Origin of the sequence: Domibacillus indicus, from assembly GCF_023715895.1 — a bacterium.
GTDB classification, from domain to species: Bacteria; Bacillota; Bacilli; order Bacillales; family Domibacillaceae; genus Domibacillus; species Domibacillus indicus_A.
This window is the reverse complement of the sequence record NZ_JAMBOO010000016.1, coordinates 1-24,981: the sequence shown is the minus strand read 5'-3', so window position 1 is coordinate 24,981 and position 24,981 is coordinate 1. Positions and strand designations below refer to the sequence as shown.

Genomic DNA, 24,981 nt, shown 5'->3' with positions numbered 1-24,981 from the left:
TTTATCGTACAGAAAGTGAGTAAGTTTTTTTAAAAATTTTTTATCATCTCTGTAAGCGAATTCAAGGGAGGGAGTAGAGATGCAGGAAAAAGAATGCCAAATTGGGCTGATTCACGCAACCATGAATTCTGTACAACCGATTTTGGAAGCTTTTCGCGAGCATGCGCCGGATGTCACGGTTGTGAACTTTATGGATGAAAGTTTGATTTTTGAATTAAATGAAACGAATACAGTAACGAAAGATATGGTCAGGCGGCTGCTGAATCTAGCCCAGAAAGCGGCTGATTATGGAGTAGACGGAATATTGCTGACCTGCTCATCTTTTACGCCGGCAGTAGCCCAAATCAGCCATCTATTTGAGGTTCCCATGTTAAGTGCGGATTTAAGTATGCTTGAGAGAGCCGTAGAGATTGGAAGCCGGATCGGCGTGATTGCTACAGTAGAGGCGGCAGGACCGACCACTACGGGACTTTTAGAAGGAATTGCTGCAAAGCATGGAAAAGATATCTCAATTGACACAGTGATTATCCCTGAAGCTTTCGAAGCTCTCCAGAATCGAAATCAAGCAAAGCATGATCAATTGATTCATCAAAAAGCGGAAGAGTTAGCGTTAGAATGCGACGTTATTCTTTTTGCCCAATTTTCTATGGCTAGAGCGTTAAAAACATTAAAAGCAAAACCAAAGCCAATCTTAACAAGTCCTGAAATCAGCGTAAAAGCAATCATTCAAGAAGTATCTAATAAGGAGGCAGTTTTAAATGATTAAAACTAAAATGATGCATGTAACATCATTAATCGAAGGAAATCCTATCAGTCGAGCAGAAGGGAGAACGGCTAATGTCATTAGCCCATTTAACGGTGAAGTAGTAGGAAAAGTAAGTTTAGCATCTGCAGAAGATGCAGAAAGAGCGATCCAGTCGGCTCACCGTGTTTTTCATGAAACCATGAAAAAAATGCCAGCTTACCAGCGTGCTGATATTTTACGTAAAACCGCTGACTTACTGGAAGCGCAGACAGAAGAATTTGCACGCATTCTCGTATTAGAAGCAGGAAAGCCGATCCGGGATGGTCGCGGAGAAGTAGGAAGAGCTGTACAGGTACTTCGCTTTGCAGCAGATGAAGCGAAGAAAATCGAAGGAGAACTCGTTCCAATGGATGCAGCAGTTGGAGGAGAAAATCGGATTGGCATGGTGCGCCGCCTTCCAATCGGAGTGGTATCTGCGATAACACCGTTTAATTTCCCGCTAAACCTGGCCTTACATAAATTAGCTCCAGCTTTTGCAGCAGGAAATACTGTTGTGTTAAAACCAGCAGGCAAAACGCCGCTTTCCGCGTTCATGCTTGTAAAGCTTTTTGAAGAAGCTGGACTGCCGAAAGGTGCACTGAACCTAGTAATTGGAAACGGATCAGAAGTTGGCGACATTCTGGTAACAGATTCACGTGTCAGCAAAATTACATTCACAGGAAGCCCGGCTGTAGGAATTGATCTTCGTCAAAAAGCAGGATTGAAAAAAGTAACGTTAGAACTAGGGTCTAACTCTCCAAACATTGTTTTTGAGGATGGGGACGTCAAAGCGGCGGCTGCTGGGCTGGTACGAGGGGCTTTTGCATTCTCAGGCCAGGTGTGTATTTCGGCGCAGCGCATTTATGTGCAAAAAGGGGTTTACCAAGAGTTTCTGGACCAATATGTTTCTGCTGTTAAAGTGTTAACTCTTGGAGATCCAGCTGACGAATCAACAGATATCGGGCCAATGATTAGTGAAAAAGAAGCGATTCGTGCTCATAGCTGGATTCAGGAAGCGGTAAAAGCAGGGGCAAGGCTTGCAACAGGCGGCAATCGGGAAGGCACGCTGCTTGAGCCAACTATTCTTGTTGATGTGAAACCGGATATGAAAGTAGTTTGCGAAGAAACGTTTGCTCCAATTGTATCTGTGATTCCATTTGAAACAGAAGAAGAAGTGATTGAAATGGCTAACGATTCCGTGTTTGGCCTCCAAGCAGGAGTATTTACAAGCGACATTAATCGTGCAATGCGTGTAGCAGAAGGTCTTGAAACAGGAGGCGTTTGGATTAATGAAACGTCTACCTACCGCCAAGACAACTATCCTTATGGCGGTGTAAAGCTGAGTGGTATTGGAAAAGAAGGTGTTAAATACGCGATTGATGATATGACAGAAATTAAATTTATCGGAATTAAACTAGGTTGAGGAGGAAAAACATGGGAACTTCATATTTTTGTACAGCAGGTACGCTTATTACAGGACCAGGCTCTATTGCTGAAGTAGGGGAGCAGGCTAAGAAACTAGAGGCAACAAAAGTAATTATTGTAACGGATAAAATTATCCGTGAAACAGGTCTTTTGTCTAAAGTGACAGAACCACTAGCTGCGGCTGGCCTGGAAGCAGATATCATTGATGATGTGATACCGGAACCGCCATTTGAAAATCTTGAACAGCTTGCTGCACAGATTGAAGGGAAAGGCTATGACCTTCTTATTGGTGTGGGAGGCGGCAGTGCACTTGATATTACGAAAGTGCTTTCCATCATGTTAACAAACAAAGAAGATGTGCGCGATTTTGTCGGCATTGACAAAGTAAAGAATCCGGGAGTTCCTACAATTCTAGTGCCGACTACAGCCGGAACTGGCTCGGAAGTAACGTACAATGCTATTTTTACTGATACAAGAGACAAAGTGAAAAAAGGAATTGTCAGCCCGTACCTGCTTCCAAGTGTAGCCATTGTAGATGCTGAACTAACATTGACTGTCCCTCCAGCGGTTACAGCGGCAACTGGAATGGATGCGTTAGTGCATGCTGTAGAGTCTTATACGGCTATTCGTGCGGGGGAACTAACAGACGGCATCGCTTTGCAGGCAATCAAGCTGATTTCGCGTTCTATTCGTAAAGCCGTGTATAACGGAAAAGACCTGAAAGCACGCGAAGATATGGCAATGGGCAGCCTTCTGGCAGGGATCTCTCTTGGAAATGCAGGGGTTGGGGCCGTTCACGCTCTTGCTTATCCACTTGGCGGTAAATTCAAAGTGCCGCATGGTGTAGCGAATTCGCTCCTGCTGCCGTATGTCATGAAATACAATGTAGTAGCGGACCTGGAGAAATTTGCGGAGGTAGCAGAAGCGCTTGGAGAAAATATTGAAGGATTATCACTTCGTGAAGCTGCAGATCGTGCTGTTTCGGCGCTTGCCCAGCTGTCCCAGGATGTCGGCATTCCTTCCAGCTTGAAAGAAGTGGGCGTAACAGCTTCCGATATTCCAGCTTTGGCGGAAGAAGCAAGCAAAGTCGATCGTCTGTTGAATAACAATCCAAGATGGCTGACAGTAAAAGAAATCCAGAAGATTTATGAAGAAGCATACGGCGCTGTTGAAGAACCATCACATGCTTGATAAGCTCCGTTAAACATACACGTCCAGATTCATTGAACTAAATGAATCAGCAGGAGGCAAAATCATGAGTTATTTTTCAGAACTAAAAAACAAAAAAGTAGTCATTGTCGGCGGAAGCAAGGGAATTGGCAAAAGTATTGCCCTTGCCTTCGCTGAGTTAGGATCAGACGTTTTAATTACTGGCAGAAACGAGCAAGATCTTCAAGAAGCAGCTGCGGAACTGCAACAGCATAATCCTCAATGTTCCTATTTAACAGCGGATATCCAGGATGTCCCGCAAATTTACAACATGATCGACCTTGCTTATAGACGTCTTGGCCGGATCGATGTGCTGGTGAATAATGCAGGCATTAATATTGCAAAGCCGTCATTAGAAGTGACAGAAGAAGACTGGGATCGCGTGCTTGATACAAACTTAAAAGGAACATTCTTTTGTACCCAGCGGGCTGGGAAATACATGATTGAGCAGGAACATCCGGGTAAAATCATTAATATTGTGTCCCAGATGGCATTTGTTGGCTACATCAAACGTGCAGCCTACTGCTCCAGTAAAGGAGGAGCGGTACAGCTGACAAAAGCTTTGGCGGTTGAATGGGCTCAGCATCAGATAAAAGTAAATGCGGTAGCTCCGACATTTATTGAAACAGATTTCACCAAAGCGATGTTTGAAGATCCTGACTTCCACCAAGATGTACTGAATCGGATACCGCTCGGTTCATTAGCGAAGCCTAATGATGTGACAGGAGCGGTTCTATTCCTGGCTTCTGACATGGCGAATTTTATTACAGGTGAAACGATCCGTGTAGACGGCGGCTGGACAGCTATATAAGTAAAAGAGATTTATATAGTGGGACTGGATAGTCTTCTGATTTTGGATGCCTCCTTGATTTATAGTATAAGAACGTTTTCTTATTCTATTGGTTAAGGAGGCTTTTTTATCACAATAAGAAGGAGGCCCTTTTATAAAAGCAATTGTCGCGACTCAATTCGGAGGTCCAGATTTATTAACCTATACCGACATTGACCAGCCTCAGGCGGGTCCTGGTCAAGTGCTCATCAAAGTGGAAGCCTGCAGAGTGAACTTTAGTGATATTAAAACACGGCGGGGATCCAAAGGAAATGGAAAGGTTCCTTACGTGCCAGGAATTGATGCAGCAGGAGTCATTACAGAAGTAGGCGGGAACGTACACGGATTCACCGTCGGGCAAAGAGTAATAGCCTTTCCGAAAGGCGGGGCTTATGCTGAGTATGCGGTTGCGCCTGCAAATCTTACCTTCCCTATTTCAGAAAAGATTGACTTTTTAACAGCTGCAGCGGCACCCATTGCTTCGTTTACAGCTTACCAGCTTCTTGCGGACGTTGCACGTATTCAGGCAGGGGAAACCGTCTTGGTTCATGCAGCCGGCGGAGGTGTAGGGACAACGGCCATTCAATTAGCCAAGCTGCTAGGTGCGGGCAAGGTAATCGGTACTGTAAGCAAGGATGAAAAAGCAGACGTTGTTTTAAAATCTGGAGCGGACCATGTCATTAACAGATCAGCAGAAGACTTTGCCAAAAAAACACTCGAATTCACAAACGGTGCAGGAGTTGACATTGTTTTAGATTCCATTGCAGGAGACGTAACCGAAAAAAGCCTGGACTGCCTGGCGATGTTCGGAAGAATTGCACACTTTGGCAATGCCGGAGGAAAGAGCGGGTTGATCCAAACGAAAGACCTTCATGCAAGCTGCCGGTCTATACGCGGCTTCAGCTTTGGGATTGTAAGAAAGCATAAGCCGGAATTTGTACAGCCTGTTGCCGCACAAATTATTCATTATTTAGAAGAGGAGCAGTTAAACATGGTTGTTGGCCATACCTATAAACTGGCCGACGCAGCCAAGAGCCATGCGTTAATCGAAGAAAGAAAAAACAAAGGGAAAATTGTTTTAATTCCGCCTCATTCTAAGTTAAATCAATCCTTGCAGATGTAATAGTTTTCAAGGTTTAAGAAAACTAATAGAAAAGAGATCTAAAAAAACAGTGAACCGGCAAGATTTGAAAAAAATCAAATAAGCTATGCCTTTGTGTTCCACTCATAAGAGAGAAGAATGGAGAGATACAGAGATGACGAATCCTAAACAAGCTGTACTACAAATGCATGAAGAAAAAAAAGGGGAAAATCGAAATTCATTCTAAGGTTACCGTACAAAATATGAATGATTTAAGTTTAGCTTATTCTCCAGGCGTTGCAGAACCTTGTTTAGAAATCAAAAAGGATGACGACAAAATATATGATTACACAATGAAAGGGAACCTGGTGGCTGTTGTATCTAATGGTACAGCGGTGCTGGGTCTTGGAAATATCGGTCCAAAAGCGTCCATGCCCGTAATGGAAGGAAAGGCGTTACTGTTTAAAGCATTCGCCGATGTAGATGCTTTCCCTATTTGCTTGGACACAACAGACACTGATAAAATGACAGAAACTGTGAAGATACTGGAACCGTCTTTTGGCGGTGTGAATCTTGAGGATATTGCAGCTCCTCAATGTTTTGAGATTGAACGCCGGCTGCAGGAAGTATGTCAAATTCCTATATTTCATGATGATCAGCATGGCACCGCGATCGTTACCGCTTCGGGCCTTGTCAATGCGGCTAAACTAGCCCGAAAGAAAATAGAAGACCTTTCTGTAGTGATTAATGGTGCAGGTGCAGCAGGCGTTGCCATTATGAAGCTGTTACGCCACATCGGAGTAGATGACATTATTTTGTGTGACACTAAAGGAATCATCTACGAAGGACGTCCTTTCGGCAAGAACTCCTTCAAAGAAGAAATGGCCCGCCTATCCAATAAAGAGAACAAGAAAGGAATGTTGGCTGAAGCATTAGTAGGAGCGGACGTATTTATCGGAGTATCAGCAGCAGGTGCTCTCACTCAAGAAATGGTCCGTTCTATGAACCAGGATCCGATTATTTTTGCCATGGCAAACCCGACACCGGAAATCATGCCAGATGAAGCGAAAGAAGCGGGGGCATTAGTCATTGGCACAGGAAGATCAGATTTCCCGAACCAGGTAAACAACGTGTTAGCTTTTCCTGGTATTTTTCGAGGAGCGCTTGATGTGCGTGCTAAGGAAATAAATGAAGAAATGAAGCGGGCAGCAGTTTACGCGATTGCTGAGCTTATATCGGACGAAGAACTAAGCCCTGAGTATGTTATTCCATCTGCATTTGACCGCAGGGTTGCGGTGAATGTAGCCATCAAAGTAGCCGAGGCTGCAATGAAGACCAAGGTGGCACGACAGCCAATAAATACGGATAAAATTCGTGCTCGACTGGCAGCGCTCAATCCTGAAGAGTCAGCAGAAGCGCTTATATTACGATAATCATATTTAAAAAAAGAGCGGAGGCGGTCGAATGGATTACCGGGATTGGGAAATCATCAAGGCTTTGTATGAGCACAAAAACATCACAAAGACCGCTCACTCTTTTTTTTTAACCCAGCCGGCCCTAACGAGTCGTTTGAAGCTTATGGAGCGTGAACTGGGTATAAAGATTATAGCTGCCCGCAGCCAAAAGGGTATTCACCTTACGCCTCAGGGGGAGTACCTAGCCACGGCAGCGGATGAAGCTCTGTCTCTTTACCGGGAAATCAAAGAAAATGTGCTTAACATGAACAGCGAGGTAAGAGGGACGTTACGGATAGGGGCTTCTAATTTTTTCACAAAGTATAAACTTCCGCTTATTTTAAAGAAATTTAAAGAACAGTATCCTTTAGTAGAATTTAAGGTGCGTACGGGCTGGAGCAGTGAGATAATGAAAGCCCTTTACAATAAAGACATTCACATTGGGTTTGTACGAGGTGATTATAGCTGGAGAGATCAGAAGCATTTGCTTTTTGAAGAAACCCTGTGCGTCGCATCAATCGATAAATTAGAACTCGACCAGTTGCCCTTCAAACGAAGAATTGAGTATAAAAGTGAGTTTTTACTAAAGTTATTAATTGATAATTGGTGGGTTGAAAATTATGCTGCTTCACCTTTAACCAGCATTGAAGTGAACAGGGTGGATACATGCAAGGAAATGGTGCTGAATGGGATAGGGTATGGCATTCTGCCCAGCATGATCCTAGAAGGTGAAGAATCCTTACATAAAATAACTTTAAAAGACAAAAATGGTGATCCAATTTTGCGAAGAACGTGGATGTATTCATATAAAGAATCAATGGAATTAAAAATAGTACAGACATTTGTTCAATTTATCGAAAATGACTATTTGAGCCACATGTCTAGAAGAAAATAAGGAAGTTTCCAGATGGAAGAATCGGTTGTTCAATTGATGGAAGGTAGATAAAGACGGTGGAGTACCGTGATTGGGAAATCTTAAAAGAACTTTACCAGCAAAAAAATATTACAAAGACAGCAGCCGTTTTATTTATCTCCCAGCCAGCCTTAACCAACCGTTTAAAGCAAATACAAGATGAGTTTGGGGTTAAGATCATGAACCCTGGAAGAAGAGGAGTTGAGTTTACGGCCGAAGGAGAATATCTGGCTAAAAGCGCTAAAAGAGTACTTGAACATTATCAAAATGTAAAAGCAGCCCTAACAGAGATTAGTAAAAATCCTTCGGGTATATTAAGAATTGGGGCATCTAATTTTTTTACTAAATATAAGCTTGGCCCTATGTTGAAAAAATTCCAGTCAAAGTACCCGGAAGTTGAATTTGATATACTAACCGGATGGAGCAGCGAAATTGTTAAAGCCGTTTATAACCAGGACATTCATATTGGGTTTGTACGGGGAGATTATAAATGGGAAGGGAAAAAGCATCTTCTTTTTGAGGAAACCATGTCCGTTGTATCCGTGCATAAGATTCATCTAGCCGATCTTCCAAATGAGTCGAGAATTGACTATCAAACCGACTCTCATCTTAAAGCCATCATCGATGACTGGTGGAAAGAACACTATTCAGATGCACCATCAACCAGCATAGAAGTAGATGATGTAGAGACTTGTAAAAACATGGTGGTAAATGGAATAGGATATGGCATCCTGCCGAGTGAAATTTTAAAGGGCACAAATAATTTATATAAAATAGAAATCACAAACCGGGAAGGCGAGCGGATTAAAAGAAATACATGGATGTATTATAATGAAGAATCGCTCGAAATGAATTTAATAAAAGCTTTTATTGACTTTATCGAGGCGGGTAACTGGTAAAGTAGAGAAGGGAAAAGTGCTTCCCTGTGCAGTGATTATTGCGCAGGAGAGCGCTTTTTTGCTGTTTAAAAAACTTTCTTATAAAAAGGAGGTTATACAAGGAAGCAAGACAAACAAGCTCCGATTGAAAAAACCATTCCAATTTAAGCATAGGCAAAGTTGAATGAAAAAGGCAGGTATTCAAATTTTTTATAAACAACCTATAATGATTTGTATTTTAATTCTTTTGAAAAGTCCTTTACGATTTAAGTAGATCAAGCATCAACTAAAGACAAATAGAGTGGAGGACTTGAAATGACAGAAAAACAGATGATAATCGATCCTGGAACATTAACAAATATTGCTGCACAGCTTTTTGAAGCGGGGGGCTTGAGAAAAGAGGATGCAGCTGTTGTGGCGCATGACTTAGTAGCAGCAAATTTGCGCGGTCTCGATTCACATGGGGCTTCCCGTATTCCAATGTACTTAGAGCGGATTAAACGCAAGGTCGTAAACCCGCAGCCTAATATTACCGTTCAAAATGTTTTTCCAGCTGTTTCACTTGTCGATGGTGATGATGGAATGGGATTTTTGGCTGGTCATCGCGCAATGGAGGAAGCGGTTTCATTGGCGGAGAAAAATGGAATCGGCCTTGTTGGTGTACGCCGCAGCACACATTATGGAATGGCTGCGCTGTATGTAAAGGACGCCATTAAAAAAGGCTATCTTTCTTTTGCTTATACGAATTCTTCTCCAGCACTTCCTGTTTGGGGCTCACGTACAGCTTTCTTGGGAGCCAGCCCTTTTGCCGCAGGCGTCCCGGGCGGAAAAGAAGAAGTACCGTATGTATTAGATATGGCCATGACTGTTATTGCACGAGGAAAAATCCGCTTAGCGGCCACACACGGTGAACCAATTCTTCCAGGCTTAGCCCTCGATAAAGACGGAGCCCCGACAACGGATGCGGCTAAAGCATTTGAAGGTGTCTGCCTTCCATTCGGCGGAGCGAAGGGCTCTGCGCTGGCGATGTTAATGGACCTTCTTGCAGGCGTACTGACTGGAGCGAATTATGGAGGCGACGTGAAAAGCCTTTACTTTGATCATTCTGAACCGCAGAATGTTGGTCACCTGTTTATCGCCATTCGGCCAGACTTATTTGTATCGAAAGATGAGTTTGATGATCGGATGGATACATTCGTAAAGCGTGCTAAAGCATTGCCAAAAGCACAAGGGTTTGAAGAAATTTTGATTCCGGGAGAGCCGGAAGAAAAAACAGCAGCTAAGCGCCTGGATACAGGTATTCCTTTAACAGAAGAAGTGATTAAAACCCTTCAAGAAACCGGCTTGGAGTATGGAATTGATATCTCCAGTCAGTTAAATGAAATTGCGTTAAATTCCTAATAAATGAATGGTCTTTAATCCGTATACGTTTTTCAGGTGTATTCTTGTGTATACGGATTGAAGAAACTTTTAGCAAGATTCTATCATGACTGTTAACTAGTTTGTCAGCAGAAAGGAAGGAAGACATGAAGCTAGCGTATCCTTTTTTAACAGAAGAAACAAAAAAACCGCTCCTGGGATACAAGGGAGATACAAAAGATGCTCTTTCCCAGCTCAAAGGAATTGGCTATTCAGGTATTGAACTGCTTACCCGAAATCCGGAAGAGGTAGATGTCTCTCTGATTCACAGCTTAGTACAGCGATTGGACCTTCAAATTGCAGCAGTTGGGACAGGCCCGGTTGTCAGTGACGATCAATTAACATTTACCGCTAAGAACCAGGAAACGAGGGCAGCAGCTGTGGAGCGGGCTAAAAAGATAGTAGACTTTGCCTCCCAGTTCGATTGTCCGGTGAGTATTGGAAAGCTAAGAGGCGAGATTGATAAAGAGAATTCGGATCAATCATGGGTCTGGATGAAGGAAGGGTTCGAGCAGATATGCGAATACGCACAAAAAGCTGGAATCGAGGTAGCACTAGAGCCTCAAAGTCGAACCGCTATGAATAATCTTCATACCACTTTAGATGCGTTTTCTTTCTTAGAGTCTATGAACCTGCCAAACCTAAAACTAATGCTGGATGTTTATCACATGAAAATGGAAGGTGAATCGATAACGGAAAATTTCGAAAAGTCTCATAAAAAGTTGATCTACCTTCACATAGCCGACAGCAGCCGCAAGGCACCAGGAAAAGGAACGTTCGAATTCGAGGAAGTTATTCAATCACTGATTTCTTTAAACTATAAAGGTTTTATTACTCCGGAAATTAATCAGGGAGAAGATAGTTATTCAGAAGCAAAAGACGCTTTTGAATTCTTAATAGGAATGATTAAGGAACGAAACAGGGCTTAACTCTCTGTTCTATCCTTATTTCCAATAAATGAAAGCGTAAACAAAAGGGGGAACTTAGATGTTAGCAATTTTAGGATACGCTATGATTTGCGTATTTATGTTTTTGATCATGACGAATAGGATCAGTGCGTTAATCGCATTAATGGTTATTCCAAGCATTTTTGCTCTTTTTGCCGGTTTTTCCTTTGCGAAAATCGGTGAAATGTCCTTAGCCGGAATTGAGCAGCTGGCCCCGACAGGTGTTATGCTTATGTTCGCCATCTTGTATTTCGGTGTTATGATTGACGCAGGTTTGTTTGACCCTGTTGTAGGAAAAATTCTTAAATTTGTGAAGGGTGACCCTTTAAAAATTACTCTCGGAACAGCGGTCTTAGTATTGCTTATTTCTCTGGATGGCGATGGAACTACCACGTATATGATCACCATTTCAGCTATGCTTCCTTTGTACAAAAGAATTGGTATGCATCCGTTAATATTAGCAGCGATTGCCGTATTAGGAAACTCGGTGATGAATATTACGCCTTGGGCTGGCGCAATGGCACGAGTCGTGAGTGCGCTGCAGCTCGAAATGGCTGATGTGTTTGTTCCGCTTGTTCCGGCAATGGTTGGCGGTTCCATTTGGGTTTTATTCACTGCTTACGTTTTTGGACTTAGAGAGCGAAAGCGTTTAGGCGTGATTGATTTGGGGGATTTCTATTCAGAACAGCAAAAGTACAGTGAGAATGCTGCAACATTAGAGGGAGTTGATACAAAGCGTCCAAAGCTTCGTTTAATCAACTTTGCTTTAACTGTAGCCCTTATGGTAACCCTTATTCTTGGTTTAGTTCCACTGCAGTACTTGTTTATGATTGCTTTTGCTGTAGCGATTCTGATTAACTATCCGAAACTAGAAGAACAAAAAGCGAGAATCGCTGCTCATGCAAGCAACGTTTTAGCCGTTGTATCCCTTGTATTTGCAGCAGGTGTATTTACAGGCATACTGTCCGGTACGAAGATGGTAGATGCAATGGCCAACAGCCTAGTAAGCATTATACCAGAAGCATGGGGTCCGCATTTTGCGATTATTACAGCTGTTGCGAGTATGCCGTTTACGTTTTTTATGTCAAATGATGCGTACTATTTCGGCATTCTCCCAATACTTGCGGAAGCAGCTTCTACCTATGGAGTTCCGGCTGTAGAAGTAGCACGTGCTTCTTTGATGGGACCAGCTGTGCATTTGCTCAGCCCGCTTGTGGCTTCTACGTATTTACTAGTAGGAATGGTGAAGGTTGACTTTGGAGAATTTCAACGGTTTACGCTTCTATGGGCTGTTGGAACATCGATTATTATGATTGCAGTCTCATTGCTCACCGGTGCTTTTTCTTTGTAAAACCATGTACAGGAAAGCTCAAGAAAATCATAAACCTTTACCGATCCAGCAAGAATAACGCACTTCACTTTTCGAAAGGGTGATGAGCATGTCTTTAGATAAGACGACCGCACACATCGTAGCAGAAATCAATCAAACTGCCAGCCAGTATAAGTCAAGTATCGTTATTATTACAGATCACAAAATGATAGACGCTAAAAGTATCCCAGGATTAACCTATAGTATTTTAAGCTCAAGCTCATTTAAATTAGAGATTCATGGACCGGACGAAGAAAAAGCAAAATTGGCGATGGCGAGTGTATTATGGAAACAAAGTCTGCCAGTTGGAGTCGTATAAATGTAAATGAAAAAAGTGTAGACCATCTGGAGATCTGCACTTTTTTGCGTTCGTGTTTAAGAAGATGCCGATTCATTTTCAATGTTAGAGAGCTGAGTGGCATTTATTAAAATGGATGTTGTTCTTTTTGCTAATCTCATCACTGTATCTAATCTTGTGTTATTCAAAGAATGTACGGGGAAAAAAGGATCTAAATGATTGACGACTGCTTTAAGATGATAATCACCAACTTCCGGCAGCGTTTGATGAACAGCATTCCCCGGGCAGAAAGATCCCTCATTAAAATAAATGGATTCAATCTGATGGGGATCACCTAAACAGGCATCAATGGCAAAAACAAGTGAATCCAGTTTCTTTTTTTGAATTTCTTTTAAAACGATTTTTAAATTCTGGGCATGTACCGGTTCGCTGAGTGTGCCAAACACCTGATAGGGAATAGGATGTTCTTTTAGCATCGTGCCGACTAAAGGGCCAAAAGAATCTCCTGTAGACCGATCAGAGCCAATACATAAAAAAACAGGCTCTTTAGAGGATAAGCGAAGTGAATGTGCGATTTGTTTCGACATCTCTGCGGTTTCCTCACCGGTTTTCGTTATAAAACGAACTGTTTTTTTGTGCCGCTGAACGGCTTTTCTGTTTTTAAAAGGATACATCTGCACGCCCCCTTTTAGCTGATTACTTATTTAAGGTATAAGGATATTCAGATAGCTTTAGTATACCCGTTTTTCTTGTCAGATACTTTTATGTGATTACAGACAATTTGAGAGAAAGAGGCTAGAAGGGATTAAACGAATTAATTCGATTGCCAATGCCTGCCTTGCTCATTCAAAGTCTGCTTTGTTAAAATTTACTATGTAAACTGTTCTATAAAGAAGGAGTGAGGAAATGAAGGCGTTATTTATTGGAGGAACCGGGACAATCAGCAGTGCCGTTTCAAAGCATATCGTGGAAAAAGGATGGGACTTATACCTTTTAAACAGGGGGAACCGTTTGGACCAAGTACCTGAAGGCGCAACGGTTATCAAAGGCGATATCCAAGACGAAAAAGCGGTTGCCGAACTCATCAAGGATTTCCATTTCGATGTGGTTGCGGACTTTATCGCCTTTAAGCCAGAGCACGTTGAACGTGATATAAGGCTATTTACAAACAAAACGAAGCAGTTTATTTTTATCAGCTCCGCTTCCGCTTATCAAAAACCACTTTCTTATTATCGAACAAGTGAAAGCACACCATTAAGTAACCCGTACTGGGAGTATTCACGGGACAAAATCGCTTGTGAAGAGATGCTGATGGCGGAATATCGTAACAATCAGTTTCCAGTCACAATCGTACGTCCAAGTCATACATACGGAGAACAAAAGGTACCGGTAGCCTTTTACGGAAAAAACGGCAGCTGGCAGGTTGTAGAACGCATCCGACAAGGAAAGCCGGTCATTATTCATGGTGACGGTACGTCGCTTTGGACGTTAACGCATAACACCGATTTTGCTAAAGCATTTGTCGGACTGATGGCCAATCAAGGGGCTATAGGGGAAGCGGTTCATATTACATCGGACGAGGCGCTAACCTGGAACAAAATTTATGACTGCATTGGGGCAGTTTTTAATGTGGAAGTGAAAAAAATCCATGTAGCGACTGATTTCCTCGTTGGCTGCCGGCCGGATCTAGAAGGGCCATTACTCGGGGATAAAGCTGGCTGCGCTGTATTTGACAACAGCAAAATCAAAAGACTTGTACCGAATTTCATCGCAACGAAACGGTTCGATGAAGGAGTCAGGGAAACGATTGAACATATCTTGGCCCATCCGGAACTGCAGAAGACCGACGAGGAATTTAACAGTTTCTGTGATAAGCTGATTGACGTGCAGCAGGAATGTCTAAATATGTTCAAGAAATCATTCTAAAGAGAGTGAGAAAAAGTAAAAAATGAAAACTGAAGGATTGCGGAAAAGATGGATTTGAACATAGGTTAAGCGTATAAAATTCAAAATAGTGAGTGGTTAACACTTTGGTGAAAGAGCATGTTTTTTCGAAGCATGCTCTTTTTAATGACATAAACCTATATACATAACAAAAAACTAAAAACTTTAAAAGTAATTAGAAAAAGTTAGCTTAAGAGCAGTTTATATAGACTTGGTGGTTTTAACATAAGCAATTGATAAATCAATGCAAAAATGTATCCGGATACAAAAAAACAAATTTTTTGAAAAAAGGTATAGACAAACGCTTTCAACAGTTGTATAGTGTTCACATAAGCTAGTTGTCATACAAGTACACAAGTTAACAAGTAGTTAAGTTTACATCTTAAATTATGACAGAGGTGATTGTAGTGAAAGAAGTAAGTGTTGCGGAACTACAAGAAAAAGCGATTGAGCTTAGAAAAACAGCCATTACGATGATTTTTGAGGCTCAGTCCGGACATCCAGGGGGTTCATTATCCGCTGCAGATATCATCACAGCCCTTTATTTTAAAGAAATGAATATAGATCCCCAAAATCCGAAATGGGAAGACCGGGACCGTTTTGTTCTCTCAAAAGGCCATGTAGCCCCTATTCAATATGCTGCCCTGGCGCTCCGAGGCTTTGTTCCATATGAAAACGTATACAAGCTAAGACAATACGGATCGCCATTCCAGGGTCATCCTGATATGAAGAAGTGCCCGGGCATCGATATTTCAACCGGTTCACTAGGCCAGGGCCTTTCCTGCGGCGTCGGTATGGCACTTGCAGGCAATCGGGACGAAAAAGATTACCGGGTATTCGCTATGGTAGGCGACGGGGAGTGCCAGGAAGGGCAAATTTGGGAAGCGGTTCAAACGGCTGTAAAATACAACCTGGATAACTTAATTGTTTTTGTCGATAATAACCGTCTTCAAATTGATGGCTTCTGTGAGGAAATTATGCCTCTGCAGGACATCGAGAAAAAGTTTGAAGTATTCGGTTTTGAAACGAAACGAATTGATGGCCACTCGATGGAAGAAATCGTGCAGACATTAGATGAAGTAACAAAAGCGAAAAATGGAAAGCCGAAATGCATTGTAGCCGACACGATTAAAGGCAAAGGCGTTTCTTATATGGAAGACGTCTGCTCATGGCATGGTGTAGCACCAAATGAAAAGGAATATGAGCAAGCACTAGAAGAATTAGCAGGAGGTTTAAAATCATGAGCCTAACTGAAAAAGCAGTAATGACAAAAAAAGCGACACGGGAAGCTTTCGGTGATGAAATCGTTAAATTAGGAAAAGAAAATAAAAATATTTACGTAGTAGATATTGATATCGGCAAGTCATGTAAAACAGGAGAATTCATTAAGCAGCTTCCTAATCAGCATGTGAACGTCGGGATTGCGGAGCAGAACGGTGCCGGCCTGGCAGCAGGTCTTGCAACAACTGGTAAAATTCCATTTGTAAGCACTTACGCTGTTTTTGGCTCGCTGCGGATGGCGGAACAAATCCGCCAGGAAGTATGCTATCCAAACTTGAACGTAAAGATCGCCTGCTCACACGGCGGACTGACTCCAGGAAACGACGGGGGAAGCCATCAGGCGATTGAAGATATGGGCGTTTTAAGAACATTCCCAAATATGACCGTCATTATGGGTTCTGATTACTATTCAACAAGAAAACTGATCGAGCAGGCAGCGAATACGTACGGTCCAATGTATCTCCGCTTTACTCGTGACGCGGTGCCAGTTATTTACAACGAAAATGAAGAATTCATCATCGGAAAAGCCAAGAAACTAAAGCACGGAAAAGATATTGCGATTATCGCGAATGGCGATACCGTATACCTTGCCTTAGAAGCGGCCAAGCAGCTGGAAGAACAAGGGATTTCTGTAACGCTTTTAGATATGCATACGATTAAGCCTCTAGACAGAGAAGCGGTGGTAGAGTGCCTCGATATCGGCAACATCGTGACTGTAGAGGACCATAACATCCTGAACGGCCTGGGAAGCGCTGTATGTGAAGTGGCAGCGGAAGAAGGACGGGGCCGAGTAAAACGAATTGGAGTCCAGGACCAGTTTGGAGAATCAGCTCCTTATGAGAAGCTGATGGAAATCAACGGCATTACCATTGAAAACATTGTTCAAACAGCAAAAGAAATGCTTTAAAAATAAAATATGAAAATAGGGGTACGCCATGTTTACATTAAATGATAAAGTAGCTATAGTGACTGGAAGCGGTTCCGAAAAAGGAATTGGACGGACGATTGCATTAACCCTTGCGGAGCAGGGTGCTTCGATTGTGGTAGCTGACATGAATCCAGCCGGTATTTGGGACACAGTAGAAGCGATTACGGAAAATGGCGGAAAAGCCATCGGAGTAGAAGTGAATGTAACAAACAAGGAATCAGTTGACCAAATGGTAGCCAAAACGCTTGAGGCGTTTGGACGCATTGATATTTTGGTGAACAATGCCGGGATTTCTCAAAAAGTAACCGTTGAAGATATGACACTCGAAGATATGACAAGAGTATTTAACGTCAATATGTTTGGTTTGTTCCTGTGCACGCAAGCCGTCTTGGCCACAATGAAAAAGCAGCAATATGGCCGTATTATCAGCTTGTCTTCTGTATCTGCCAAAAGAGGCGGCGGCGTTTTTGGTGGGGCTCATTACTCCGCTTCTAAAGCAGCTGTATTAGGTTTTTCTAAAAACCTTGCCCGGGAAGTGGGGCAGGATGGCATCACAGTAAACTGTGTAGCTCCCGGCCTTGTGAATACGGATATCTGGAAATCACTTCCTGAAGAGGATGCGAAAAAGGTCATCGACAGCATCCCAATGGCACGTCCAGGTGAAACAAGAGAGATCGCCGCAACGATTGCGTTCCTGGCCTCTCAGGAAGCATCTTACATCACTGGTGAAGAGATCGATATTAATGGCGGTTCACATATGGATTAAGGTTCAACAGATCTTTACGGAGCAGGCATATTCTATATGCCTGACCCGTTTCTTTACTGAAAACAAGTCTATAAGCTGGCGGTTTTCGACTCATGAAAAAGCAGTTTTTGTAAGCGCTTAATAGAAATGCCATTCACATCTTTTACTTCCCGGTAAAGGAATCTCGCCTTTTCAAAAAAGAACGGATAATCAGTTAGTTTATTTCTAAGCTTTGGAACATGGCAACAAGAAGGAAGGCAAAACAAGCTTAAGGGGGAATTATAATGGATCAACTCGCAATAGAGCGTTCCACTACTCGTAAAGTAACACTCCGATTAATTCCATTTTTGTTCTTATGTTTTATTATTGCTATTTTAGACCGCGTGAACATCGGGTTTGCTGCCCTGCAGATGAATGAAGACTTAGGGTTTTCCAATGCTGTATTTGGGTTAGGAGCCGGAATTTTCTTCATTGGTTACTTCCTATTAGAAGTACCAGGAAGCGCGATGATGACGAAAATTGGGGCTAGAAAATGGATTAGCCGGATTATGGTCACATGGGCTTTAATTGCGATATTGATGGCTTTTGTTCAAGAGCCATGGCAGTTTTATACAGCCCGTTTCTTACTGGGCGTAGCAGAAGCGAGTTTTTATCCATGCATGGTGTATTACTTAAGTGGTTTTTATCAAACAAAACACCATGCAAAGGCGATTGCCGGTTTTATGCTGGCTATTCCGGGTGCTAATGCACTGGGTTCTCCGCTTTCCACGTTCCTTTTAGGAATTGACTGGCTTGGTATGGCAGGCTGGCAATGGTTGTTTATTTTAGAAGCCATTCCAGCGCTTATTCTCGGTGTTATTGCATTTTTCTACCTGGATGACAAAATAGAGGATGTAAAATGGCTGAATAGAGATGAGAAGCAGTGGCTTATCGACATCACAACAAAAGAAAGATTGGAAAAAGAAGAGGTTAAGCATTATACATTCGCCCAAGCTTTAAAAGATCGTGATGTGCTAATTTTATCGATTGGTTACTTCTGCTGGATGGTTGGCTACTACGGCATTAATATGTTCCTGCCGACTATTTCGCAAGGATTATCCCAAACGACTTCTTTAAGCACGCAAGGTATGGGCTGGCTGTTAGGTCTTATGTATGCCTGTGCAATGGTGGTGATGATTTTGGTCGGCAACCATTCTGATAAGAAAAATGAAAGACGCTTGCATGTGGCTGCTTGTTTAACAGTTAGTGCCATTGCCATGATTGTCAGCAGTTATGTAGCAGATTCAAATGTTGTATTAGCATTTGTATTTTTAACCATTGCGTTATGTGGCGCATTTGGTGCCTACTCTCCATTCTGGGCGATTCCGCCTTCTTTCTTAACAGGAGCTGCAGCGGGTGGTGCCATTGCGCTAATTAACAGTATTGGAAATCTTGGCGGATTTTTCGGACCGTATATTGTTGGTTACATTAAAGATGTAACTGGCTCATTTAATACAAGCATGATTTTCTTAGGCATCAGCATGATTCTTGCTTCGCTTATTATTGTTTTTCTGGTTAAACAATCAGGGAAAGCGCTAAAAGTAGAGAATAGCTCAGAGAAATCCAGCCTGGAGAAGTCTAGCTGAAAGAACCGATTTTAACAAGAAACACAGGAGAAATCTTTCATTTTCTGGGCCATCTTCGAAAACAAAGAAAAATTCCTAATCTTCTAAGAGGTGTGTTAATCATGAAAAAGCTGGGAGTCTTAACAAGTGGAGGAGATGCTCCAGGAATGAATGCAGCTATTCGAGCTGTCGTTAAAGCAGCTCATCACTATGGGGCAGAGGTTATGGGGATTCAAGGCGGCTATCAAGGTTTGATTGACGGGGCGATGTATCCTCTGACTCTTTCAGATGTCGAAAACATATCGAACAAAGGCGGTACGATCCTGCAAACCTCGAGATCTTTAGAATTCATGGAAGACACTGGGAGGACGAGCGCAGTTCGCACATTAAGGGAATGTGAAATAGATGCAGTGGTCGTTATAGGCGGGGAAGGTTCTTTAAAAGGAGCCCAGAAATTGCACCAGCTGGGCGTAAAGGTAGCTGGCATCCCGGGTACAATTGATAATGACATGCCTTATACAGATTACTCCATTGGATTTGACACTACACTAAACACAGTGCTTGACTGCATCGGGAAAATCAAGGATACGGGATTTTCTCACAGTAAAACGACTATCGTGGAAGTGATGGGAAGATACTGCGGCGATCTGGCTCTTTATTCCGCTCTGGCAGGGGAGGGAGAAATCATCTCCACTCCAGAAAGAAAACTGGACTTTGAGACAATCTGCCACCAATTACAAGAAAGAATCAGCAACGGAAAAAAGGATAATGTGGTCATTATTACAGAAAGAATGTATGATCTTCCTTCTCTGCAGCAATACATTGAGGAAAAACTGCAGATTGAGGTAAGAACAATGATTTTAGGTTTTATCCAAAGAGGAGGAGATCCTTCTGCTTTTGACCGGGTCCTGGCCAACAAGCTAGGTGTAAAAGCTGTGGAGCTGCTGATACAGGGCCATTCGGGACAGGCGGTCGGCATGAAAGAAAACAAAATTATCTGCAAAGACCTTGAAACGATCGATCAGGCATCCATAAACAAACGAGATGATTATCAATTACTTGAAATGCTTTTACACTGAAAATGAAACGTCTATATGTCCATCAGATTAGTTTAACTTAAGAAAACGTTCAGCATTCTTAAAGGCCTTTTTAAATAAGAGGAATAGAGGCGATAAATCATGGTAAAGGAATTAAAAGTGAAGCAAGATACGATTGTATGCCAGGTTTGTGAAGAAGTGATCGATACAGCTCATAGTCCTGAAGGTGTTAAAGTGTTATATGGAATGTGTCCGAGATGCTTGGGATTAGAAAACCAAAAAGAAGCATAACAAGCAAAGGAAAAGGCGTATATCGACAGGCAGCAAGCCTGTCGATATGCGCCTTTATTTTGTTTGCTCTTATAAAAAGAAGAAGCGCCTTTAACAAGGCACTTCAAATAACCAGATCATAAAGCTCAGCTTTTCCAATAGCGGTCATATAAATTTTGCATATGGGTGGTCATACGCTCTACTGCTTCTTTTTCATTGCGATCCTCGATCGCTTGAATAAGCAGTTTATGTTCTTGGAAGTTCACTTCCTGATAATCTGACCGGGTAACGGTCCGGTCCCGAATAAACTGCCACATTTCCTGTTGCTTCATTGCACTCGTGATGGAAGACATAAACGTGATAAATAAATCATTATGCGACGCTTTAGCAATGCCCATATGTAGTTGTTCGTCCGTTTCGGGAACATAGATGCCAGAACGCGTTTCTTCTTCCATTTTTTTAATTGTCTGTTTTAGTTCCTCTATATCTTCGTCCGTCGCTCTTAAAGCAGCAAATTTGATAATTAATGGCTCGATATTCATTCTCGCTTCTACGATATCCTCCGGAGATACCGACTCAAGAGATTGTGAACTTCCATTTGTGATATGCGTGCTTTTCACAAATACCCCTTCTCCCTGGCGAGAGTAAATGATACCATTCATTTCTAAAGCACTAAGAGCTTGTCTGACAGGTGCACGGCTGACGCCGAACTGGGCGCACAATTCTCTTTCTGAAGGAAGTTTATCTCCAACTTTAAAAGAGCCTGCCTGAATTTCCGCAAGAATTTGGTTATAAATTTGAATATATAATTTTTTACTGGATACAGGATTGAAATTAATAAAAATCACTTCTTTCAATGGTTATTAGTTGTCATACAAGTACTATTATTATATACTTTTCCCTTTTGGAGGGCAAAATAATTATGTGATTATTGAATAAGAAAGCATTAAAAAAAGAGAAAGTGAAACAGCTTTTTCTTGCTCTCAAGAAAGGGGATAAATCGCTTTAGCCAATACTAAAATAAAACTTGCGAGAAAAAATCATTGAATCATGAAAGCCCTATCAAAAACAATTGACAGGTCTTTGATGTTTAGTTATACTTTAAATGTGGTAAGCGTAGTATACAAGTAGACAAGTTATGAGGGGAGGAAATAAAATGGGAACTTTAATTTGCCACACTTGTAATGCCACAATTGATCACTTTGAGGATGAAAAAGTTACGTTTCTTTATTCTAATTGCGAATGTGAGAACTGCAGCCAGAACAATGAAGATAACGAATGAATAGATAAAAACAGTGCGTAGAATTGCTTATTTTGATAGTTAATGAAAGGGATTACAAAAAGCAGGATTGGCTTTTAGAAGCCAATCCTGCTATAAAAATGAAGGAAATGAAAGTACATAATGAGACAGCCAGTTAAGAAAAAAACCATTTTAGGAGGAGAGAATCAGATGAAAATCGTCATTGCATCTGACCATGGAGGGGTAACGATTCGAAAAGAGATCGCCGCTCTTCTAGAAGAAATGCAGGTAGAATATATTGACTTAGGGTGTGGCTGCGGGGCATCTGTTGATTATCCTGACTATGCACGCCTGGCCGCAGATAAAGTCGCCAGCGGGGAAGTGGATCGGGGCATTTTAGTATGCGGAACGGGTATAGGCATGAGTATTGCGGCCAATAAAGTAAAAGGAATCCGCTGTGCCCTTGTACATGATACCTTCAGTGCTAGAGCGACACGGGAACATAATAACTCGAATATGCTGGCAATGGGTGAACGGGTTATTGGCCCGGGGCTGGCCCGCGATATTGTGAGGATTTGGCTTGAAACGACCTTTGAATCGGGAGGACGGCATGAAAACCGTGTAAATAAAATTGAAGAAATGGAACAGGTCTGACCTTAAATTTAAGTTTAATATAACGCCTAGGCCAATATAATAGTAGAAGCTGTTCATCTAGCAGCAGATCTGCGGCTGGCTGTTTATCTTATAATGGATCATTCAGTCACATAAATGTTTTTGTAAAAGAAGGAGCAGCTGTGTGTATTTCGATATTTGTAACTAAGAAAGAAAAAACAATTAAAATACTGACAGGTGATCATCTTCCTTTCTAAGATAAAAAGCAGGTATAACCATTAGCGGTTATCCTGCTTTTTTTTGCCGATGTAAAAGCTGCAGTGCTTGATCAAATGAAAGGCTAATTTTGAAATGAAAGTTTATGCAAGACCAAAAACCGGCTTTGACAAATGCCAAAGCCGGTTTTACGGTAACATCAATTAGCGGATTTTGCTGCCTCAATTGCTGCTTCATAGTTCGGATGATTGGTCGCTTCAGGAACATACTCTACATAAATAACTTTATCATTTGAATCCAATACGAAAACAGAACGTGTAAGCAGGCGAAGTTCCTCAATGCCAACACCATAGTTTTGAGCGAAAGAGAAATCACGATGGTCAGACAAAGTTTTAACATTTTCAAGACCAGCCGCTGCGCACCATCTGCTCTGGGCAAATGGAAGGTCAGCTGAAATGGTCAGCACCTCAACGTTCGCCAAGTTTGCTGCTTCTTCATTAAACCGGCGTGTTTGAGCATCACAAACGCCTGTATCAATGGACGGTACTGCGCTTATAATTCGTACCTTACCCCTTGTATCAGCCAGGGAAATCTCAGAAAGATCATTTGCCAATACAGTAAAATCAGGTGCTTGATCACCTGCTTTTACTTCATTTCCAGTTAGTGTAATAGGACTTTCTTTAAACGTTACATTTGCCATGAATGATTCCCTCCAACTTATGTAAGATAGATTTAGTATAACAGGTTGTCTACTTGTTATACAAGTAAAATCTTGTTAGATGCCTAAATTAAAAGACTAAATTATCAGTTTAAAACAAAAGAATTTTAAAGGTTTTTGAGAAGGATTTTTTGTTTTAAACAACTGATCAAACGACTATAATGGCGGTTTATTACGGAGTATCCTTCATAATTTATCTTTTAAAAGCGACTGTATAGAAGCGTTTTTTATTTTTTTAAAACTAGTTACATATGCCGCTACCGTACGAACGATTGGATCATACAGTACTGTATAACATGAAAAAGGAGGGTGGATAATATGTCAAGAAATCAAAGAGAAGAAAACGAGGATAAAAAGCAAAAACGCAAGTCGCGTGAAGACAGAGGGCAAGAAGAGAGAGAGCGGAATGACGACGTAGAAGTTGTACAGGACGGCTTTCAAAAATCAGTGATGGAACAAGAGTCTGACGAACTCGTATGGATTAAAGATTCTTGCAACGTTGAGGTACGCTCGACTGATACACAGGCCGCTGTATCTCTCCAAGTAGGCTTGCAATTGGCGATTGCGCTCGTTGTCAGCATCACAATTGGCGATTCAGATGAAGGGCAGTCGGTCGCTCAGGAGCTGTTCCAGCAGTTTGATTCGGAGCAGACGAACAAGCAGAAGATCTTTGTTAAAAACTCAAAAGATGTCACAATCACAACAACAGACACAGACCTGGCTGTGAACATCCAGGCGCTTCTACAATTGCTTGTTGCTCTCGTTGTTAAATTAGATGTGTTGTAATTTGTGTTTATAAAAAAACGGAAGAGGTGAAAAACATGAGTGAAAGAAAATGGAGAGCATTAGACCATTGTGATAACGACAACAACGACACAGACGTTTTGCAGAAAGGCGAACAATTCGTATCAAACGAGCAAAAATCGTTTGAATGGATTATCGTAAAAGATTCCGAGGATGTAGATGTACGCACAACAGATACACAAGCAGCCGTGTCCCTTCAGCTGGGTATCCAGGCAGCGATTGCTGTTGTCCTAAGTATCACAGTTGGCGATTCCGATCAAAGTAAATCTGTGCTTCAAGACCTTAAACAATTCATTAAAACAAAGCAAAAAAATACGCAGAAAACAGTTGTTGAAGGCTCTAAGCATGTAAAAGTGACGACAACAGACACAGACTTGGCTGTGAACATCCAGGCACTGCTGCAAATTCTTGTAGCAATCGTTGTGAAACTAGATGTTCTTTAATAGATAAGCCAGTTTAGAGAGAGGGGAGAAGGTATGGATACGAAAGGTAAAGACCTGGTTGAACAATTGCGTAAAATGAACGAGAAATCTCTCCAAAATCTGGTGAAAGATTCTCGCCAAAAACGTAATAACAAAAAACTAAAAGAAGATTTTAAGAAAAGCCAGGCGAAGGCATTAGAAGAGCTGAAAAAACAGAATACTCCAGCGACGGATTCAAAGAACAATTCCTTGAAAGACATGCTGGACAAATTATTCGAATAATTTGTAAGTGTTATACTAGAATGTAATGAGTCGTGATGGTTTAGCTAAATTTCTTCAATTCTCCTTACTTGAAAAAGAAAAAGGAAATTGAATTCATACAACAAATGAAGCATGCTGCTGCTAAAAACACCCCGCTTGAGCAAAAGAGGGCACTGAAAAACTTACGTTTTTAAATTCTTGCTTGTTTCTCCAACAAAAATAGGCAGATTCCTGTTCAAAATTCAACAGGAATCTGCCTATTTCCTTTTAGGCTTTTTGTTCTTTTTCCTTTA

Annotated in this window: 27 protein-coding genes; 24 read left to right on the top strand and 3 right to left on the bottom strand. The window is 41.8% G+C overall.

The window, feature by feature from the left end:
* The first annotated feature begins 79 nt into the window (after window positions 1–79).
* The 12 genes from M3221_RS17895 to M3221_RS17840 all read left to right on the top strand — a co-directional run bounded on the left by M3221_RS17895 (window position 80) and on the right by M3221_RS17840 (window position 12,627).
* Complete coding sequence (locus M3221_RS17895; RefSeq protein WP_251273090.1) at window positions 80–766, top strand: aspartate/glutamate racemase family protein; 687 nt, start codon at window positions 80–82, stop codon at window positions 764–766.
* Window positions 759–2,207 (top strand): aldehyde dehydrogenase family protein, encoded by a 1,449-nt coding sequence (locus M3221_RS17890; RefSeq protein WP_251273089.1) that lies wholly within the window; start codon window positions 759–761, stop codon window positions 2,205–2,207. Before M3221_RS17895 ends, M3221_RS17890 begins: the two co-directional genes overlap by 8 nt.
* A gap of 11 nt (window positions 2,208–2,218) precedes the next feature.
* Complete coding sequence (locus M3221_RS17885) at window positions 2,219–3,400, top strand: iron-containing alcohol dehydrogenase (protein WP_251273088.1); 1,182 nt, start codon at window positions 2,219–2,221, stop codon at window positions 3,398–3,400.
* Between the two features lie 64 nt (window positions 3,401–3,464).
* Window positions 3,465–4,229 carry an SDR family NAD(P)-dependent oxidoreductase gene (locus M3221_RS17880; protein ID WP_251273087.1) on the top strand — a complete coding sequence of 255 codons (765 nt, stop codon included), beginning with the start codon at window positions 3,465–3,467 and terminating at the stop codon, window positions 4,227–4,229.
* Between the two features lie 133 nt (window positions 4,230–4,362).
* Window positions 4,363–5,370 (top strand): quinone oxidoreductase family protein, encoded by a 1,008-nt coding sequence (locus M3221_RS17875; RefSeq protein WP_251273143.1) that lies wholly within the window; start codon window positions 4,363–4,365, stop codon window positions 5,368–5,370.
* Between the two features lie 167 nt (window positions 5,371–5,537).
* Window positions 5,538–6,761, top strand: a complete 1,224-nt coding sequence (locus M3221_RS17870) for an NAD(P)-dependent malic enzyme (RefSeq protein WP_251273086.1) — start codon at window positions 5,538–5,540, stop codon at window positions 6,759–6,761.
* Window positions 6,762–6,792: 31 nt separating this feature from the next.
* Window positions 6,793–7,677, top strand: coding sequence for a LysR family transcriptional regulator (locus M3221_RS17865; protein WP_251273085.1), 885 nt, complete (start codon window positions 6,793–6,795; stop codon window positions 7,675–7,677).
* Window positions 7,678–7,733: 56 nt separating this feature from the next.
* Complete coding sequence (locus tag M3221_RS17860; protein WP_251273084.1) at window positions 7,734–8,594, top strand: LysR family transcriptional regulator; 861 nt, start codon at window positions 7,734–7,736, stop codon at window positions 8,592–8,594.
* Window positions 8,595–8,888: 294 nt separating this feature from the next.
* A complete protein-coding gene (locus M3221_RS17855) occupies window positions 8,889–9,974 on the top strand; it encodes an Ldh family oxidoreductase (protein ID WP_251273083.1) in 1,086 nt (361 codons plus the stop codon).
* Between the two features lie 125 nt (window positions 9,975–10,099).
* Window positions 10,100–10,921 carry a sugar phosphate isomerase/epimerase family protein gene (locus M3221_RS17850; RefSeq protein ID WP_251273082.1) on the top strand — a complete coding sequence of 274 codons (822 nt, stop codon included), beginning with the start codon at window positions 10,100–10,102 and terminating at the stop codon, window positions 10,919–10,921.
* A 58-nt stretch (window positions 10,922–10,979) separates the two neighbouring features.
* Window positions 10,980–12,290: a CitMHS family transporter gene (locus M3221_RS17845; RefSeq protein ID WP_251273081.1), complete on the top strand. Its 1,311-nt coding sequence runs from the start codon at window positions 10,980–10,982 to the stop codon at window positions 12,288–12,290.
* Between the two features lie 88 nt (window positions 12,291–12,378).
* Window positions 12,379–12,627: an HPr family phosphocarrier protein gene (locus M3221_RS17840; protein WP_251273079.1), complete on the top strand. Its 249-nt coding sequence runs from the start codon at window positions 12,379–12,381 to the stop codon at window positions 12,625–12,627.
* A gap of 56 nt (window positions 12,628–12,683) precedes the next feature.
* Here the strand turns inward: M3221_RS17840 and yyaC are convergent, their stop codons facing one another.
* Window positions 12,684–13,280, bottom strand: coding sequence for a spore protease YyaC (yyaC, locus tag M3221_RS17835; RefSeq protein WP_251273077.1), 597 nt, complete (start codon window positions 13,278–13,280; stop codon window positions 12,684–12,686).
* A gap of 232 nt (window positions 13,281–13,512) precedes the next feature.
* Here yyaC and M3221_RS17830 point away from each other — a divergent pair, with 232 nt between their 5' ends.
* From M3221_RS17830 to M3221_RS17800, 7 genes are all read left to right on the top strand, one after another.
* The gene (locus M3221_RS17830) at window positions 13,513–14,532 is read left to right on the top strand and encodes an SDR family oxidoreductase (RefSeq protein ID WP_251273075.1); all 1,020 of its coding nucleotides are present in this window, start codon (window positions 13,513–13,515) and stop codon (window positions 14,530–14,532) included.
* Window positions 14,533–14,939: 407 nt separating this feature from the next.
* The gene (locus tag M3221_RS17825) at window positions 14,940–15,794 is read left to right on the top strand and encodes a transketolase (RefSeq protein WP_285881128.1); all 855 of its coding nucleotides are present in this window, start codon (window positions 14,940–14,942) and stop codon (window positions 15,792–15,794) included.
* Window positions 15,791–16,738, top strand: a complete 948-nt coding sequence (locus tag M3221_RS17820) for a transketolase family protein (RefSeq protein WP_251273072.1) — start codon at window positions 15,791–15,793, stop codon at window positions 16,736–16,738. Before M3221_RS17825 ends, M3221_RS17820 begins: the two co-directional genes overlap by 4 nt.
* Window positions 16,739–16,766: 28 nt before the next feature.
* Entirely contained in the window at window positions 16,767–17,525 is a 759-nt protein-coding gene (locus M3221_RS17815; protein ID WP_251273070.1) for an SDR family NAD(P)-dependent oxidoreductase, read from the top strand.
* A 263-nt stretch (window positions 17,526–17,788) separates the two neighbouring features.
* The gene (locus tag M3221_RS17810) at window positions 17,789–19,129 is read left to right on the top strand and encodes an MFS transporter (RefSeq protein WP_251273069.1); all 1,341 of its coding nucleotides are present in this window, start codon (window positions 17,789–17,791) and stop codon (window positions 19,127–19,129) included.
* 101 nt (window positions 19,130–19,230) lie between these two features.
* Window positions 19,231–20,187 carry a 6-phosphofructokinase gene (gene pfkA, locus M3221_RS17805; protein ID WP_251273068.1) on the top strand — a complete coding sequence of 319 codons (957 nt, stop codon included), beginning with the start codon at window positions 19,231–19,233 and terminating at the stop codon, window positions 20,185–20,187.
* 99 nt (window positions 20,188–20,286) lie between these two features.
* A complete protein-coding gene (locus M3221_RS17800; protein ID WP_251273067.1) occupies window positions 20,287–20,436 on the top strand; it encodes a GapA-binding peptide SR1P in 150 nt (49 codons plus the stop codon).
* Window positions 20,437–20,561: 125 nt separating this feature from the next.
* Here M3221_RS17800 and M3221_RS17795 read toward each other — a convergent pair whose 3' ends face one another.
* The gene (locus M3221_RS17795; RefSeq protein WP_251273142.1) at window positions 20,562–21,263 is read right to left on the bottom strand and encodes a FadR/GntR family transcriptional regulator; all 702 of its coding nucleotides are present in this window, start codon (window positions 21,261–21,263) and stop codon (window positions 20,562–20,564) included.
* Between the two features lie 308 nt (window positions 21,264–21,571).
* On the opposite strand from M3221_RS17795, the gene M3221_RS17790 reads away from it, so the two are divergent.
* Together M3221_RS17790 and rpiB are read left to right on the top strand one after the other, a co-directional pair.
* Window positions 21,572–21,697: a GapA-binding peptide SR1P gene (locus M3221_RS17790; protein WP_251273066.1), complete on the top strand. Its 126-nt coding sequence runs from the start codon at window positions 21,572–21,574 to the stop codon at window positions 21,695–21,697.
* 168 nt (window positions 21,698–21,865) lie between these two features.
* Window positions 21,866–22,309, top strand: a complete 444-nt coding sequence (gene rpiB / locus M3221_RS17785; protein WP_251273065.1) for a ribose 5-phosphate isomerase B — start codon at window positions 21,866–21,868, stop codon at window positions 22,307–22,309.
* A 373-nt stretch (window positions 22,310–22,682) separates the two neighbouring features.
* On the opposite strand, the gene tpx is transcribed toward rpiB, so the two are convergent.
* Window positions 22,683–23,183 (bottom strand): thiol peroxidase, encoded by a 501-nt coding sequence (gene tpx, locus M3221_RS17780; RefSeq protein ID WP_251273064.1) that lies wholly within the window; start codon window positions 23,181–23,183, stop codon window positions 22,683–22,685.
* Window positions 23,184–23,519: 336 nt separating this feature from the next.
* On the opposite strand from tpx, the gene M3221_RS17775 reads away from it, so the two are divergent.
* The 3 genes from M3221_RS17775 to M3221_RS17765 are packed head-to-tail and all read left to right on the top strand — an operon-like array spanning window position 23,520 to window position 24,709.
* On the top strand, window positions 23,520–23,987 hold the full coding sequence (locus M3221_RS17775; protein WP_251273063.1) for a spore coat protein: 468 nt from the start codon (window positions 23,520–23,522) through the stop codon (window positions 23,985–23,987).
* Window positions 23,988–24,022: 35 nt separating this feature from the next.
* Window positions 24,023–24,448, top strand: a complete 426-nt coding sequence (locus M3221_RS17770; protein WP_251273062.1) for a spore coat protein — start codon at window positions 24,023–24,025, stop codon at window positions 24,446–24,448.
* A 33-nt stretch (window positions 24,449–24,481) separates the two neighbouring features.
* Entirely contained in the window at window positions 24,482–24,709 is a 228-nt protein-coding gene (locus tag M3221_RS17765; protein WP_251273061.1) for a hypothetical protein, read from the top strand.
* Window positions 24,710–24,981: the final 272 nt, after the last annotated feature.

Coding starts and splice junctions, on each gene's coding strand:
- M3221_RS17895 (WP_251273090.1), top strand. CDS start 80: ATGCAGGAAAAAGAATGCCAAATTGGGCTGATTCACGCAACCATGAAT.
- M3221_RS17890 (WP_251273089.1), top strand. CDS start 759: ATGATTAAAACTAAAATGATGCATGTAACATCATTAATCGAAGGAAAT.
- M3221_RS17885 (WP_251273088.1), top strand. CDS start 2,219: ATGGGAACTTCATATTTTTGTACAGCAGGTACGCTTATTACAGGACCA.
- M3221_RS17880 (WP_251273087.1), top strand. CDS start 3,465: ATGAGTTATTTTTCAGAACTAAAAAACAAAAAAGTAGTCATTGTCGGC.
- M3221_RS17870 (WP_251273086.1), top strand. CDS start 5,538: ATGAAGAAAAAAAAGGGGAAAATCGAAATTCATTCTAAGGTTACCGTA.
- M3221_RS17865 (WP_251273085.1), top strand. CDS start 6,793: ATGGATTACCGGGATTGGGAAATCATCAAGGCTTTGTATGAGCACAAA.
- M3221_RS17855 (WP_251273083.1), top strand. CDS start 8,889: ATGACAGAAAAACAGATGATAATCGATCCTGGAACATTAACAAATATT.
- M3221_RS17850 (WP_251273082.1), top strand. CDS start 10,100: ATGAAGCTAGCGTATCCTTTTTTAACAGAAGAAACAAAAAAACCGCTC.
- M3221_RS17845 (WP_251273081.1), top strand. CDS start 10,980: ATGTTAGCAATTTTAGGATACGCTATGATTTGCGTATTTATGTTTTTG.
- M3221_RS17840 (WP_251273079.1), top strand. CDS start 12,379: ATGTCTTTAGATAAGACGACCGCACACATCGTAGCAGAAATCAATCAA.
- yyaC (WP_251273077.1), bottom strand. CDS start 13,280: ATGTATCCTTTTAAAAACAGAAAAGCCGTTCAGCGGCACAAAAAAACA.
- M3221_RS17830 (WP_251273075.1), top strand. CDS start 13,513: ATGAAGGCGTTATTTATTGGAGGAACCGGGACAATCAGCAGTGCCGTT.
- M3221_RS17825 (WP_285881128.1), top strand. CDS start 14,940: ATGACAGAGGTGATTGTAGTGAAAGAAGTAAGTGTTGCGGAACTACAA.
- M3221_RS17820 (WP_251273072.1), top strand. CDS start 15,791: ATGAGCCTAACTGAAAAAGCAGTAATGACAAAAAAAGCGACACGGGAA.
- M3221_RS17815 (WP_251273070.1), top strand. CDS start 16,767: ATGTTTACATTAAATGATAAAGTAGCTATAGTGACTGGAAGCGGTTCC.
- M3221_RS17810 (WP_251273069.1), top strand. CDS start 17,789: ATGGATCAACTCGCAATAGAGCGTTCCACTACTCGTAAAGTAACACTC.
- pfkA (WP_251273068.1), top strand. CDS start 19,231: ATGAAAAAGCTGGGAGTCTTAACAAGTGGAGGAGATGCTCCAGGAATG.
- M3221_RS17800 (WP_251273067.1), top strand. CDS start 20,287: ATGGTAAAGGAATTAAAAGTGAAGCAAGATACGATTGTATGCCAGGTT.
- M3221_RS17790 (WP_251273066.1), top strand. CDS start 21,572: ATGGGAACTTTAATTTGCCACACTTGTAATGCCACAATTGATCACTTT.
- rpiB (WP_251273065.1), top strand. CDS start 21,866: ATGAAAATCGTCATTGCATCTGACCATGGAGGGGTAACGATTCGAAAA.
- tpx (WP_251273064.1), bottom strand. CDS start 23,183: ATGGCAAATGTAACGTTTAAAGAAAGTCCTATTACACTAACTGGAAAT.
- M3221_RS17775 (WP_251273063.1), top strand. CDS start 23,520: ATGTCAAGAAATCAAAGAGAAGAAAACGAGGATAAAAAGCAAAAACGC.
- M3221_RS17770 (WP_251273062.1), top strand. CDS start 24,023: ATGAGTGAAAGAAAATGGAGAGCATTAGACCATTGTGATAACGACAAC.
- M3221_RS17765 (WP_251273061.1), top strand. CDS start 24,482: ATGGATACGAAAGGTAAAGACCTGGTTGAACAATTGCGTAAAATGAAC.